Source organism: Nonomuraea sp. NPDC005650 (genome assembly GCF_040605375.1).
Taxonomy (GTDB): Bacteria; Actinomycetota; Actinomycetes; order Streptosporangiales; family Streptosporangiaceae; genus Nonomuraea.
Genome location: NZ_JBEXCR010000033.1, coordinates 1 through 14648, shown reverse-complemented (window position 1 = coordinate 14648; position 14648 = coordinate 1). Strand labels below are relative to the sequence as shown.

The following is a 14648-nucleotide window of genomic DNA, read 5'->3' as shown; positions in this document are numbered from 1 at the left end:
CGGCGCCGGTCGGCTGACCGGCGCCGTCGCGCCGGTCAGGACAGCGTCAGCTCCAGGTAGGGGCGGTTGTCGATCGCTTCCTTGCTGGAGAAGGAGGTGAACGGCCCGTACGCCGTGGCGGTGGACGTGATCGCGAAGCCGGCGTCCTGCCCGGCGGCGAGCTGGGCCTGGACGAACGCGGTCACGTCGACGGTGTGCCAGGACGTCGTGGTGCCGAGCGTGAACGTGCCGAGACCGGCGCCCAGCGGTGGCCGGGTGTTCCAGGTCAGCGTGGCTTCGCTCCAGGTCGCGTCGGTGACCGCGTGGACGGCGTCGGTCGCGCCCGCGCTGTCGCTGGTCGAGCCGTAGACGTGCAGGACGGCCGAGCCGACCGTTCCGTGCACCGCGGTCAGCGGGAAGGTCAGGTACGCGACCCGGTCGAACCCGCTGCCGAGGCTGGGATTGTTGCGTACTTCGAGGACGGAGCTCGTACCGAAGGCGGTGGCGGTGTAGGCGCCGTCGCGGACGAACCCGTCGGCCACGGGTTCGAGGTGGGACGGGTCGACCACCGACACCGGCACCCGGACGACCTTCATGACGGGTGCGAGAATGACCAGCGCGCCGGCTTTCGCGCTGCCACCGCCGGCGGCGGTGACCAGGCCGGAGCCGTCCACCGTGGCCACGGCCGGATGGCTGCTGGTCCAGGTGATGGTCGCCGTGGACAGCTCGGCCGGGCGGCCGTCGGTCTGCTTGCCGGTCAGGCTCAGCCGCAGGGTGTCGCCGACCGACAGGGGCGGCGGGGCGGCCGGGGATGCGGTCACGGTGCCGAGAACGACCGGCCGGGGTGCCGCGTCCGCCTGGGCGTCGGACCCCCTGGCGTAGATCCGGATCTCGGTGACGCTGTTGTAGCTGCTGACGGAGTTCCCGTGGCCGACCAGCCGGACGTGGCGGGCCGGCCGCGCCGCGAAGGAGAAGACTTCGGCGTCGTCGGACGTGCCGGCGGAGACGGCTCCCGTGAGCGCCGCGTTCCAGGTGGTGCCGTTGGCGGAGGTGAGGACGTCGAAGGTGGACGTTCGCGCGTGCCCGTTGAAGAATGCGACGGCGACGGCGCCGACGGTGCGCTTGGCGCCGAGGTCGAGAGTGAGAGTCTGCCCGTCGCCCGCCGCGGCCCAGCGGCTGCCCATGTTGCCGTCGACGGCGTCGGCCGCGGGGCCGCCCTCGTTCGCACTGGCGGTGACCGACGCGACGGGCAGTGCGGTGGCGGTCTTTCCCGCCTGCCGGAAGTGCACCTGGTAGGTGGGGCCGTAGACCTTCTGGCGGTCGGCGTCGAGCCGGAAGGTCGTCACGGTGGCCGTGCCCGGGATCGCGGTCGCCCGGGTGACGGTCGCGTAGGTGCCGCTCGGCGTCACGGGGACGACCTTGGGCGCGGTGGCGGTGTTCGTGGGCAGGGTGAGGTCGTAGCGGTAGCGCCGCGGATCGAACCCGGCCAGGCGGTCGGCGCCGATCATGATGCCGGTCAGGGCCGCCGGGCCGGTCGCGCCCGGCGTCCAGGAGGCCAGCGGGGTCACCGCCGGGGTGTCGGCGGGCGGCTGCTGCCCCGCGGCGAGGGGAACCATCCGCATCGCCACCGTGGTGGTCCCGGCCGCGGTCAGCTGGATCGCGAGGGTTCGCGAGCCGGGCTGGCGGCTCTGGCCGGTGGGGTCGGGGCTGTCCGGCAGAGGCCGGGAGTCCCCGACGAGCAGCCGCCCATCGGTGGTGAGCAGTTGGACCCAGAGCCGCTGTCCGCCGCGGTAGAGGGTGGCCGACCGTCCGTCGGCGGCCACCACGACGTCGGCGCGGGTGTGCAGGAACGACCAGTAGCCGATCGGTTGGCTCGTCTTCACCTCGTCCTGGAGCAGCACCTGCCGCCGGTCGTCGAACAGCTGCAGGCCGCGCTGGGCGCGTTGCACCCGGCCGCCGTAGAGGCCGGTGAGGTCGGTGATCTCGTACCATTTCTGGGGCGTCGAGCTGACGGTGGTGATCGGAGCGCCGGCGGTCAGCGCGGTGGAGGGGGTGGGCCCGGTGCCGAGCCGCATCGTGTTCTGGCCCTCGGGACGGGTCACGTAGTAGTCCCATCGGCCGCCGGTGTCCTTGGTCCAGTCGAAGTATCCCGGGAGGCTGTAGCTGTCGAGGCCGAGGTCGTCGAACCAGCGCACGCCCGCGGCGTCGAGGACGAAGTCTCCGGCGTCGAGGTTCTCGTGGGCGGCGATCTGGTCGTACCCGGCGCGCATGCCCTTGGTGGCGACGGAGACCGCGTAGGGGTCGTCCCAGGCGCTGCGGGCGGTGGCGAGTTCGACGCCGTCGAAGAAGGCGTCGGTCGCCGCCGGATGGCCGGCCCCGCCGGCGGCGGCCGGGTCGTACCAGAGGATGTCCATCGGGCTGGCCGAGCGGTCGGCGAGCCGCGCCTGCCAGGCCATGTAGTGCGGCTTTCCGTAGCGGGTGGCGAGCCACATCATGAACGGCGCCTGCCAGGTCGGGGTGACCGCGCCGAGCAGGTCGGTCCCGCCGTCGCCGTAGTTGAAGGTCAGGCCGGTCGCGCCGGTCACGTGGATGCCGTAGTCGCCGGTGCCGGCGAGGCCGGGCAGGTCGGACAGGCCGAAGTCGGTGCCGGTCGCGGTCTTCATGGCGGCGAGGTAGAGGACGAGGTACTCGGTGGCGTACTGCCAGTACTGCGGGCTCTCGCCGCTGGCGCCGTCCGGGCTGTAGCCGCTGATCCCGTTCTGGATCGACGTGATGCTTGCCTTGAGCACCTGGTCGACGACGTCGCGCTCGTCGGCGGTCAGGGCCGGGTCGTCGCCGATGGCCAGCGCCCCGAGCGCGACCGCGTTGCAGACGAGGTTCCAGTTGTGGTTCTGGGTGTAGAAGCTAGTGGCGTACCCGTAGCGGACGAGGGCCGGCCGCAGGGCCTTGGTGACGATGGCGGAGCGGATCGTGGCCTTGTCGCTCGCCGACAGATAGTCGTAGAGCCAGTCGTAGCCGATCGCGACGCTGTTGGACAGCTCTCCGACCTCCAGGAACTGTTCCTTGTCCCAGGCCGGGGCGGAGGAGAGGGCGACGAGTTCGCGCGCCGCGCGTTCGGCGTACCGGGTCTCGCCGGTGATCCGGTAGACGAGGGCGAGGGCGTAGACGCGGCGTTTCGCCTCGTCGATGACGGAGGTCGACAGGGCGGCCGGCGGCGAGGTGCCGAGGATGCCGTCGGCGCCGGCCTTGACCTGGTCATACCAGGCCTTGAGCCGGGTGTCGGTGCCGATGCGCCGGGCGGCGGCGGAGAACGTCTCCGCGGTCGCCAGGAGTCGCGGGTGCTGCGGTGTCAGCAGCGCGACGACGCCGGCCGGAGGCTGGACGGGATCGGCGTGCGCGGGCGTGTCCACCGCAGCCAGGGTCGTCAACGTGGCGAGGGTCAGGACGAGGGCGGCGGCGCCCGCGCGGAGCCGGGCGGCGGTTGTGCTCAAGGACGGCATGGCACAGCCTTTTCTCTTCGATGGAGTTGCCCCCATGCGTCTGCCGGGGCGCGCCGGCCACCCGGGTGGCCGGCGAGGCGGTGGGTCAGTGATTGGCCGCGTACTGCTCGGCGAGCTCCTTGGCGATCGCGTCGCCACCCTGGGACTTCCACTGCGAGACGGCCCCGCGCCAGTCCGACACCGGGCGCTTGCCCGCGATGATCGCGTTGGTCACGTCGATGATCTGCTGGTTGAGCTTCGTGCCCTTCGCGGCCTGGGTCGGCGAGACCAGGCCGTAGGACGGGTCGCCGACGCCGATGGGGACGATCTCCTGCTGGGCCTGGTGGCTGCGGCGGGTGGCGTCGGGGTTGCCAGGCAGGTAGAGCACGTACGGAGCGGCCGCGATGTACTGCAGGGGCAGGTTCGTCTTGTTCTCGCCGCCGGTGGTGGCCAGCGCGGTGGGCAACGGGTCGCCATCGGCACCGGTCGTGAAGTGCACCCCGGCGACACCGTAGTTGATCAGCTCGTACTCCTTGCTGCCGAACGGCGCGGCCAGGAAGTTCAGCACTCGCAGCAGCATCTTGACGCGCTCCGGCGACGCCTTCTTCAGTGCGGTGAAGCCGCCGCGGCCGCTGTTGGAGAACACCCCGTTGCCCAGCCACGGAGTCGGGTTGTCGCCGTACGGGCGGACGAAGTCGACCGTGAAGGCGTCGCCGACCCCGGAGACCATTCCCGGGTAGCCGCCGATGCCGCCGCCCAGGGTCAGCGTCGTGCCGTTCATGAAGAACGTGTTCGCCTGGGTCGCCTGGGTGCTCAGCAGGTCCGGATAGAAGTACCCCTTTTCGTACCAGTCGCGCAGCCGCTGCAGCACCTCCGGGTAGACCGGGTTCTCGTAGCGGCTGGTGAACGCGCCGCCGTCGGCGCGCACCCAGTTGCTGGGGACGCCGGCCGCGCCGAGGTGGATGTTCTCGCTGAAGTTGTTGCCGCCCAACGGGAACTGCTTGCCGGTGGCGAGCTTGGCCAGGCCCTCGGTGAACTGGGCCGTGGACACGCCGAGCCCCATCCTGATGCCGGCCGCCTCGAACTTCTCCCTGTTGCCGAACATCACGCCGGCGAGCTGGGGACGGGGCACCGGGATGCCATAGAGGCGGCCGCCGATTCGACCGACGTTCTGCCATGAGATCGTCGGCAGGTTGGCCAGGTTCGGGTAGTCCTTGATCGCGTCACCGGAGATGTACTCGGTCAGATCGGCACACTTGGCCTGGGTGAACTGCAGTGCGTTGGACATCGCCACGTCGATCGTGGCGATGATGTCGGGCAGGTCGCCGCCGGCCATCATGGTGGCGTACTTGGCGTTGAGATCGGCCGCCGGGACGAGGGTGAGGCGCAGGTCCACCCCGAGTGCCTCGTTGATCGCGGTCCACAGCTTGTTGCTCGCGGCCGGGGACGGCGCCGTGCCGTAGGTGATGACCATGCAGGTGACGACCGAGCCGTCGCCCGGCTTGCCGTCGACGGTCTGGGCCGGCTTCTGCGGATAGGTCAGGAAGGCGTCCTGGACGCCTTGGGCGGTGCCGGGCAGGTCTGGCTTCACCAGGTTGATCGGGATGTGGGCGGGAAGCGGGGCGAGACTCTTGCCCGCGTTGCCCACCGACGTGCCCGCGCCGTCGCCGCAGGCGGCGAGGCCGGGTACGGCGGAGGCGAGCGCGGCGCCGCCGGTCAGTCTGAGCAGCGATCTCCGGGAGATGTCCATGGCAAGCGCTTTCCCTTCCGGGGGGTTGTGCGGTCCGCGCCGGGCGCGGAAGGTGTGCGTGGGGTGGGCCGTCCGGCCAGGTCAGCCCTTGATCGCGCCGGTGAGCACGCCTTTGGCGAAGAAGCGCTGCACGAGCGGATAGACCGCGAGAATCGGCAGCACCGCGACCACGACGGTGGCCATGGTCGTGGTCTGCGGGGCGAGGGTGGCCCCGGCTCCGGCCGCGATCGACGTGTCGGGGTTTGCCCCGAGCATGACGATCTGTCGCAGCATCGGCTGCAGCGGCCAGGTGGACTGGTCGTCGAGGTAGAGCATGGCGTTGAAGAAGCTGTTCCAGTAGCCGACCGCGTAGTAGAAGCCGACCACCGCGATGATCGCCTTGGACAGCGGAAGTACGACGTGCCACAGCACGCGGCCGTCGCCGGCGCCGTCGATGCGGGCGCTCTCCGACAGCTGGGCCGGCAGGCCCTGGAAGTAGCCCCGCATGATGACCAGGTTGAAGGAGCTGATCAGCACCGGGGCGATCAGCGCCGCGTAGTGGTTGCGCAGGTCCAGGTTGCTGACGACCAGGAAGCTGGGGATGATCGCCGGCGGGAACAGGAAGGTGAGCAGGACGCCCAGCATGATCGGCTTACCGCCGAAGACGTTCGGCCGGGCCAGCGCGTACGCCATCAGCACGGTGGCGGTGAGGCTCACCGCGGTGCCCACGAGCGTGACCAGGCTGGAGACGAGCACCGCGTGCGAGATCACCCCGGAGCCGAACAGCCGCCGGTACGCGTCCAGCGTCACCTGCTCGGGCCAGATCGACCAGCCGCCGTTACGGATCACCTGCGTGTCGGGCGACAGGCTGGTGGCGACGACCACCCAGAACGGTATGATCACCAGCGCCAGCGTGATCGTCACCGCGACGGCCTTCGCCGCCTTGGTGCTCAGCCGGGGCGGCTCCATCCAGACCGGACGTGTCATCGGTAGACTCCTTCCTCGCCAAGCCGGTGGGCGACCTTGTTGGCCACGACGATCAGGACCAGGCCGACGAGGCCCTTGAAGATGCCGGCCAGGGCGGCTGGTCCCCAACTGCCGTTGACCACCCCGTGGTAGTAGGTGTAGGTGTCCAGGACCTCCGCGACCCCGGGCGAGAACCCGTCGCGCTGCAGCAGGACCTGGTCGAAGCCGACGCTCAGGATGTCGCCCAACCGCAGGATCAGCAGCAGGACGAGGACGGGTCGCAGGGACGGCAGGGTCACGTGCCACAGCCGCCGGCCCCACCCCGCGCCGTCGATCGCGGAGGCCTCGTAGAGCTGATCGTCCACGTTGTGCAGGGCGGCCAGCACGATGATCGTGCCCCAGCCGCAGTCCTTCCAGATCAGCTCGGCGATCATCAGCGGCTTGAACAACGACGGCTCGCTGAAGACGTTGACCAGGTGGTAGCCGTTGTCGGCGAACAGCCCGTTGAGGACGCCCGCCGCACCGAGCAGTTGCTGGAACAGCGCGACGACGATCACCCAGGAGATGAAATGAGGTAGGTAGACGATGCTCTGGACCGCCTTGCGCACCCACCCTCGGGTCAGGCTGTGCAGCAGCAGCGCCAGGGCCACCGACACCGGGAAATAGAAGATCAGCTGCAGCGTGGCGAGGCTGATCGTGTTGAGCGCCGCCTGCCAGAAGTCGGGGTCGGCGAACAGCTCCCGGAAGTTCTCCAGGCCGACCCAGGGGCTGTTCGCGATGCCCGCGAACGGCTGGTAGTCCTGGAAGACGATGACGTTGCCCAGCAGAGCGACGTAGTGGAACACCAGGAAGTACAGCACTCCCGGTGCCATCATGAGCAGCAACAGGCGGCTGCGGCGCAGCCGCTGCCACCGGCCGCCGCGCCGGCGCGCGGACCCGGCCGCGCTGGTGGGCGGATCGTCCGTCCGCCGGTCAGCGAGGGTGACGGCCACGTTGCCTCCTGGAAACAGCTACGCAATGTCGCTTGGTTCTCGGCACGTTAAAAGGGTTTCACTGTCACGTCAATACCCAAGCTTCGCAATCAGGCCGATAGAACCGCTCCTCTGGACCAACGGCGAGGGCGCGCGCTAGGCTCATCGTTAAAGCCTTTTAACACCGCGGCACGGAGGTAGACAACGGCATGGAGAACGGGCGGGCGAGCATCCGCGACGTGGCGGCCCGAGCGGGCGTCTCGGTGTCCACCGTGTCACGCATCCTCAACGGCAGTTATCCACCGGCGCCGGAAACCCGCGACAAGGTCATGCGCGCGGTCCGCGACCTCGACTACGTCGCCAATCCGCACGCCCGCGCGCTGATCCGCCAGGACACCGGCACGATCGCGATCGTGGTCCGGATGCTCGACGACGGCTTCCTCATGAGCCTGGTTCAGAGCATCGCCAGCACCCTCGCCGACGCCGGCCGGTTCTGCCTGATCGGCACCACCGGCGGCGACCCCGATCGCGAGCTGCAGGTGCTGCGGCAGATGAGCGCCCAGCACTCGCCGGCCATCGTCCTCATCGGCGCCGTCACGGAAACCCCGGAATACGTGCGCCAGACCAGCGCCTTCGCCGGCTCGCTCGCGCAGACCGGCTCACGTCTGGTGCTGTGCGCCCGCCCCTCACTTGGCCCGGACGTGCCCGCCGGCGTGGTCGAGTACGACAACGAGGGCGGTGCGTACGCCGCGACCAGTCATCTGCTGTCGCGCGGCCACCGCCGCATCCTGCTCCTGAGCGGCCAGCAGGACCACAGCACCAGTCTGCGGCGGCGGGACGGATACCGCCGTGCCCTGGCCGACCTCGGCGGCGACCTCGACCCCCGGCTGGAGGCGGGCCCCGCGTGGAGCCGCGAGACCGGCTACGCCCGCATGCGCGACATTCTGCGGGCCGGGCCGCCGGACTTCACCGCCGTGTTCGCCCACACCGACCACGTCGCGAGCGGCGTCCTGCAAGCCCTGCGAGAGGCCGGGCTGCGCACGCCCGAGGACATCTCGGTCGTGGGGTACGACGACGCCGCCTTCGCCGCCGACCTCGGGCTGACCACCGTGCACATTCCCGCCCGGGAGCTGGGCCGGCTCGCCGCCACGATGGCGATGACGCCGGACACCGTCGACCAGCGGGTCGTGCTCGGCACTCACGTCGTCGTGCGGGACAGCGTCGCGATCGCAGCCACCACCGAATAGGAGCACGATGACCCGCCGGCCCGTGACCGCACTGGTCATGTCCGAACCGACCATCCGCCAGCTTTTCGACGCCGCGCGATTCGAGCGACTACACGCCCTCGCCCAGCTCGACCGCCCCGAACCGCTGACCGAGCTCGGCTCGCCGGCAAGCCGCGCCCGGCTCCGCGAGCTCGAAGTCATGATCACAGGTTGGGGGTGTCCGCCCCTGACCGGCGAGGTCCTCGATGCCGCTCCCCGGCTGCGCGCCGTGCTGCACGCGGCCGGCACCGTCAAGACGCATCTGACCGACGCCTCCTGCTGGGAACGCGGAATCCTCGTCACCTCCGCGGCCAGCGCCAACGCGATGCCGGTCGCGGAGTACACCCTCGCCGCGATCCTGCACAGCGGCAAACGCGTGAGCGCCTTCGCCGAGGCGTACCGGCGGCAGGGCGCCGACTCCGCGTGGCGCGAACGGGTGACCGCCGGGTCCAACTACGGTCGCGTCGTCGGCATCGTCGGCCTGTCGCACACCGGCCGGCGGGTGGCACACCTGCTGCGCTCCTTCGACCTCACCGTGCTCGCGAGCGACCCCTACGCCACCGAGGCGGACGCCCAGGCCCTCGGCACGACCCTCGTTCCGCTGCCCGACCTGCTGCGCCGCAGCGACATCGTGACCCTGCACGCGCCGTCGCTGCCCGAGACCCGGAACCTGCTGAACGCCGACCGCCTCGCGCTGCTGCCCGACCACGCCACGGTCATCAACACCGCCCGGGGCAGCCTGATCGACACCGACGCGCTCACCGCCGAATGCGTGAGCGGGCGGCTCAGCGCGATCCTCGACGTCACCGACCCCGAACCGCTGCCGGTCGACTCACCGCTGTTCGGGCTGCCCAACGTGCAGCTCACGCCGCACATCGCCGGCGCCATGGGCACGGAGGTCCATCGCCTCGCCGAGGCTGCCCTCGACGAACTCGAGCGGTACGCCAAGGGGCTGCCTCCGGCGTACCCGATCCATATGCGCGACCTCGCCCGCATCGCCTAGAAACCCTGGTAAGGACATTCTCGCGTGACAACGCCCTTCCTCACCGGCTGGCACGGGCCTGCCGAAAAATGCAGCTCAAGCTGCATGTGAGTACTCGTGGAGAACGCCGCCAAGCCGACCTCTTCGGCGTATGTCCAAAGCGGCGATTCGCCCTGGATCTTTGATCGGATCCGGGACGACGCGTAGCGGGGCCGCTTGATCAAGGGCTTGGTGGGCGCGGTGCTGGTTGAGCAGATCGCGGCGCCGGCGCAGGACGGTGTCCGGGCGAACGAGGAGCCGCAGCCGGCACAAGATCTCGCGGGGTAACGATGACGGTCGCGGCCTGTCCCGAGCCTCAGACCCGCGCGTCGGGCGCGGGAGTCAGAGCATGAGGGGTAAAGTAGCTGCATGAGGGGTATGTCTAGTTGGTTGGGGATGTATACGTCAGCCCCTCAACCGCTCCGCCGATTTCCGAAAGGAGCGAAACCATGATCTTCCCGCGTTACATGTCCGCTGTGAGGATCTTGCCCATGGTCGTTGAGCCTCCTGGGCCGAGGCGGCGGCTGAGGCCGGAAAAGGGGATCTTCAGTGACCGTTCCAGCCGCCGTCGCCGTTGAGCGAGGGGCAGATCGGCAGGGGTTTCACTCCTGCTGCCCCCTGGCAAATGGACCTGGCCGCCTGAGGTGGTGGCCAGGTTTCGTGTTCTAGGAGAACGAGGCGGACTGTCGCCGGCCATCACGCCACCAGCGAGGATCAGGCGGCCTGCTTGGCACGCCGGCGCGGCGGGGATCGGTAGTCCAGCAGATTGTCGATCAGCGCCCGTTATAGAACTCCTCATGTATGCCTAGGTAGCACTGCGTTCCAGAGCAAACCACGGTCCGGCGACTCACGGCGGCACAACTGCACCCACCGCTCCATGACCGCGTTCATCCGCAGCATCCGGACGCGGGTGAGCACCGTATGGAAACCGACTTCGGCGAGGATCTCCTCCATGAGAACCGGAAAGGGCCGAACCGAAGCCGCTGCCGGTCGCCGCGCAGGGTCAGGAATTGTGCCTGCCCTTCATCATCCATTGGGTGACATCGCCAGTACCCATCGTTGCTTTCGGCCGCATTCTTCCAGGACCGAGGCCCGGTTGCGCGTGCTGGCCGAACGCGCTCCCGAAGGACTGCGATGCTTTCAGGCTGCCGCGAACTCTCGATCATCGCCACTGTCCTCGCGGACGTCAGGGGTGGTTGAGCTGCAAGGAGGCGCCGAACCGATCGTTGACCCAGCCGAACTCCCGCTGGAGCCGTAGGAGCTCAGCGGCATCAGCTGTCCGCCCTCGGAGAGCGCCGCGCACAGGCGGTCGATGTCCTCCTCGGTGTCGCACCCGGCATACGCGACATCGACGGCGTGAACGGTGGAGTGGTGCGGGACGGCGCTGTCGTTCACATGTCCTCCTGGCCGGCCAGGACGAACGTCACATACTCGATCTTGCCCTCCTCCCAAGGGCGGCGGGGCCGTAACGGGCGACGTCGACGACCTCGGCGTCGAACAGCGACACGTAGACCTCCCTGATGCTCCTATCCTTCGACGATCCGCTGAGGCCGTTGGTGAATTACCGCCGCCGAAGGTGTTGCCGCTGGGCCCGGAGCCGTCTGCATGGACGGAGTTTCCGCTGTTCACTAACGGCCTCAGTCCCGGAAGCCGCCACCATTCCGAATGCTTCCATTGTCCAATCCAATGGACTTGGCCAGCCGTCACAGGCCCTGTGCGACGTCAGGGGCCTATCAGCCGCACCCGCTCCCGGACCCCAACTCCGACCGCTCCGACACGCGGCCTCTCCTCACCCTGCCTGTGGCCGGCATATAGGCCCTCACATGGCACGATGGCTGTATGTCGTCAATGATTGCTTAGTGTTTGTCGAGCGGGCATGTCGTGATGATGGCGGGAGAACGTTGGGGCCATTCGTCTGGATCGCCGAAATGGGATGCGGCGCGTTGCCGACCGGGCCCGCCGCGTTCTCTGCGGCACTCGCCTGATCGCCCGCAACTCGCCGGCCCTCCGTTCTCCGATGAAGTGCCTCAACCGCGCGCGGAGAACTGCGGAAGCTCCACCAGCTGCGGCAACATCGTCGACGGCGGCAACACCATCAACAGTTCCCAGTGGCTCGGAGACCAACGATGAGTATGCGCAGGATAGGAGCGGTCGTGGCGTGTCTCGGGCTGATGTTGTCGACGACCGCGATGTCGATGCCGAACAGAAATCACAGGGGCAGGGGCGACTCCTGGAACAGCGGCAACTACTGGAGTAAGGGCCACCAGGTGAACAGCGGCAACTTCTCCTTCGCGAAGGGCTCCCCGAACAGTAACAACGTCCACAGCGGCTCGAACTTCGCCAACAGTTTCCAATGCATCGTCGAGCGCAGGAGCACCGTCAATCGGAGGTGTTGACCGGCCTCCTCGCCGGGCGTAGCGCGCCGCCAGGGCCAGCGAGGTCCCCTGCTCGATCGTGAGGCCAGGCGGCGCCTGGCCCGCATCCGCCGCGTCGAGGAGGTCACTGGCAATGTTGCGCTGACCTGCTACTACGGGATCCGCCAACAGGCCTGCTACATCTGATGGGGAACCGATATCCATCTCGCAGACCGCTTACCTTGCCAGTCGCTGGGGCGGCAGCTCGATGGACTGCTGGTGACGGAAGATGTCACGCGGGTCCCAGCGGTCCTTGACCCGCTGCAACGCTTCGTAGTGCGATCCGTAGTACAGCGTGGACCAACGGTCGATCTCCTCCCCTGGGCGATCGTTCAGGTCGACGTCGGGATAGCCGATGTAGCAGCCGTCGGTGACCGAGGGGCGCGCCGGAGCAGGGGAAGCGGGCACTCCGCCGGTGGCGGCGTACATGTCCTGGTAGAGCTTGCGAATCCAGCGCAGGTGGTCTGTGCCGTCTTTGTCCACGGGCCAGTAGATCTGGTGCTGCAGCTTCAGGATCGAGCTGCGCTGCGCGACCGCGGTGTCCTCGACGGGGACGGTGTTGATGGCGGCGCCATAGGAGTCGATCTGGACGACGGCGTCGCGCTCTATGCCGTCCTTCTCCAGTGCCAGGGCCCGCCACAACGCCTCGATCTGCTCGCCGGGCATGCGGTCGAGCATGTACGCAGACTTGTGCTTGCCGCAGCGCAGATTGTCGACGGGCCCGAGCAGCTTCTCGGCCGAGTCCCAGGGCAGTGGCTTGGGCTCGGCCAGGCCGGACAGGGCGGCGTACTCGCCATACGCCTCGTCGAGGTCGGCCAACCCGATGGGTACGTCGCCGCGCATCGCCCGGCGGAAAGCGTCCATGCGCTGCCCGGCGTTCGGCAGGCCCGCGTCGATCTGGGCGATGAGGCCGACCTTCTTCTTGCTCCTGTGGGTGAGCAGCAGGATGCCGAACAGCGGCCCGTACTGCTCAGGGTCGGCCGCGGCCCCCGAGGCGAAGAACTCTCCGAAATTCTCGATGATCTGCGTGAAGTGCTCCTGCCTCATGTCGGCCCATTCCCAGCCGCTCGCGACGAACAGCACCCGCTCAGGCGCGTCAGGCAGGCCCTTGAACCAGAACTTCGTCACGATCCCGAAGTTCCCGCCTCCTCCGCCGGTGTTGGCCCACCACAGGCCGTACCGGTCGGGGTCGCTGTTCTTCTGATCTCTACTGACGGTCTCCAGGCTGACCTTGCCGTCCTTGTCCACGACGGCGATCTCGACCGCGTGCAGGTAATCGACCGTGAGCCCGAACTGCCGCGACAGCAGCCCGAACCCTCCGGCCGGGACGTGCCCGCCGATCCCTACCGACGGGCAGGAGCCGCCCGGCAACGCCTTGCCAGTCAGCAGGAACAGCCGCTTGCGCAGATCACCGTTCGTGGCACCGGCCTCGACACAGATCATGCCGCGGTCCTCGTAGATGTTGTTCATGAGCGACACGTCAATGATCACCCGCACGTCCTCCGCGCAGACGAAGTCTTCGTAGCAGTGGCCGCCGGAGCGCACGGTGATGCGCGTACGCAGGTCGGCAGGGCTGGGCTCGTCGACTGCCTGTTGGAGCGCGTGCACGACCTCCTCACTCGTGCGCACCAGGCGGACGTATTGGGGATGGGAGGTCCATCGTGGATTGAACCCCCTGCTCAGAGAAGCGAACCGCCGATCCTCCGGCATGATCTTGATGCCGCCCTTGTCCGTGATGGATCTCGCTCCGCTCACCGCTCCCACCCTTCCTCTCGCTCAATGCAGTTGAATCTTTACAGAGAGTAGTTGTATGATGCTGTAGCGTTACGGAAACGTCTCGCTTCCCCCGCGCTACGACGTCAGGTCAGGTCACCGGTCCGCCTGCGGACCTCCCGCACGACCTCGACCTCAGCATGCAGCACCTCAAGACCATCCTGTCCTTCACCAACACCCCGGTGATGGGCCAGCCCGAGGCCTACATCCAGTTCACCAAGAGACTGATCGACGACAACGGCGACATCCAGGCGCCGTCCACCGCCGAATTCCTGACCGGCTACCTGCGGGCCTTCACGGCGCGCATCCCGCCGCCACCACCACGACATCCCGGATCTGTAGATCACCCCGAAAGTGAGCCTTCACCAGCGCTGATCGGGCCGGCCCACGTGCATCCTCTTGCCATCGCGCCGGAACCGGCGCTGCCGAGCACGCGCAGGCTGTGGCCGGCGACGGCCGTGGTCATCCCGTCGGTGGCCAACGGCGGCGAGCCGGCCACCAGGCCGACGGCCGGTGTCGGCTCCAGCACGGGGCCGACCTCATCAGCCGAACCCCCTCCAGCACTGAGATTCGCACCACCACCCAGCCGGCATACCCATCACCGGCGGGAGGAGAACCGTGTCCTTGATCGTCAGCGAGATCCTTTTCTGCGCGGCCATCGCCGCGGCGTTGGCCGCGGTGTTCCTGTACCGGCGGACACCGGCCCCATGGCAGGCCTGCTCGCCGCAGGAGCGGCAGCTGCTCGTCCTGCTCATCCGCGATGAGATCGACGAGGAGGAATATCGTCGCCAGCAGGCCTTGACCGGCCGAGCTTCTGGCAGGTCCGCGCACACGTGCGGCGAGCTGACGCCATGAGTCCGGGCTCGTCAATGCGGCGGCTGTATCTGTGCTCGACCCGGGCCCGCGGCACGTGGTCGAGACCCGCTGAGCCCGGTACGCCCCTCCCCGGACCATCCCCAGGCCGACGTCGAGGTGTGCGCCAAGAACACCGACGGACAGTGCCTGCGTCTGACCGCCGTCCGCCTCTCACCCGCCCCCACCTCCCCGGTGG

The 14648-nt window shown here is 68.7% G+C and carries 11 protein-coding genes; 3 read left to right on the top strand and 8 right to left on the bottom strand.

From position 1 onward, the window contains the following. Positions 1-35 precede the first annotated feature (35 nt). From ABZS69_RS44060 to ABZS69_RS44045, 4 genes are all read right to left on the bottom strand, one after another. Positions 36-3470, bottom strand: coding sequence for a DNRLRE domain-containing protein (locus ABZS69_RS44060; RefSeq protein ID WP_355383443.1), 3435 nt, complete (start codon positions 3468-3470; stop codon positions 36-38). A gap of 94 nt (positions 3471-3564) precedes the next feature. Beyond that, complete coding sequence (locus tag ABZS69_RS44055; RefSeq protein ID WP_355383440.1) at positions 3565-5208, bottom strand: extracellular solute-binding protein; 1644 nt, start codon at positions 5206-5208, stop codon at positions 3565-3567. A gap of 81 nt (positions 5209-5289) precedes the next feature. Further along, positions 5290-6174: a carbohydrate ABC transporter permease gene (locus ABZS69_RS44050; protein ID WP_355383437.1), complete on the bottom strand. Its 885-nt coding sequence runs from the start codon at positions 6172-6174 to the stop codon at positions 5290-5292. Further along, entirely contained in the window at positions 6171-7145 is a 975-nt protein-coding gene (locus tag ABZS69_RS44045; RefSeq protein ID WP_355383434.1) for an ABC transporter permease subunit, read from the bottom strand. The genes ABZS69_RS44050 and ABZS69_RS44045 overlap by 4 nt, the downstream gene beginning before the upstream one ends. Positions 7146-7333: 188 nt before the next feature. On the opposite strand from ABZS69_RS44045, the gene ABZS69_RS44040 reads away from it, so the two are divergent. Beyond that, positions 7334-8371, top strand: a complete 1038-nt coding sequence (locus ABZS69_RS44040; RefSeq protein WP_355383431.1) for a LacI family DNA-binding transcriptional regulator — start codon at positions 7334-7336, stop codon at positions 8369-8371. Between the two features lie 7 nt (positions 8372-8378). Beyond that, complete coding sequence (locus ABZS69_RS44035) at positions 8379-9392, top strand: hydroxyacid dehydrogenase (RefSeq protein ID WP_355383429.1); 1014 nt, start codon at positions 8379-8381, stop codon at positions 9390-9392. A gap of 1158 nt (positions 9393-10550) precedes the next feature. Here ABZS69_RS44035 and ABZS69_RS44030 read toward each other — a convergent pair. The 4 genes from ABZS69_RS44030 to ABZS69_RS44015 all read right to left on the bottom strand — a co-directional run bounded on the left by ABZS69_RS44030 (position 10551) and on the right by ABZS69_RS44015 (position 14126). Beyond that, positions 10551-10805 (bottom strand): hypothetical protein, encoded by a 255-nt coding sequence (locus ABZS69_RS44030; RefSeq protein WP_355383426.1) that lies wholly within the window; start codon positions 10803-10805, stop codon positions 10551-10553. 1196 nt (positions 10806-12001) lie between these two features. Continuing rightward, positions 12002-13579, bottom strand: a complete 1578-nt coding sequence (locus tag ABZS69_RS44025; protein ID WP_355383424.1) for an FAD-binding oxidoreductase — start codon at positions 13577-13579, stop codon at positions 12002-12004. A gap of 104 nt (positions 13580-13683) precedes the next feature. Beyond that, positions 13684-13944, bottom strand: coding sequence for a hypothetical protein (locus ABZS69_RS44020; RefSeq protein WP_355383421.1), 261 nt, complete (start codon positions 13942-13944; stop codon positions 13684-13686). Further along, entirely contained in the window at positions 13941-14126 is a 186-nt protein-coding gene (locus ABZS69_RS44015) for a hypothetical protein (RefSeq protein ID WP_355383418.1), read from the bottom strand. Before ABZS69_RS44015 ends, ABZS69_RS44020 begins: the two co-directional genes overlap by 4 nt. Before the next feature lie 95 nt (positions 14127-14221). Here ABZS69_RS44015 and ABZS69_RS44010 point away from each other — a divergent pair, with 95 nt between their 5' ends. After that, positions 14222-14452: a hypothetical protein gene (locus ABZS69_RS44010; protein WP_355383415.1), complete on the top strand. Its 231-nt coding sequence runs from the start codon at positions 14222-14224 to the stop codon at positions 14450-14452. Positions 14453-14648: the final 196 nt, after the last annotated feature.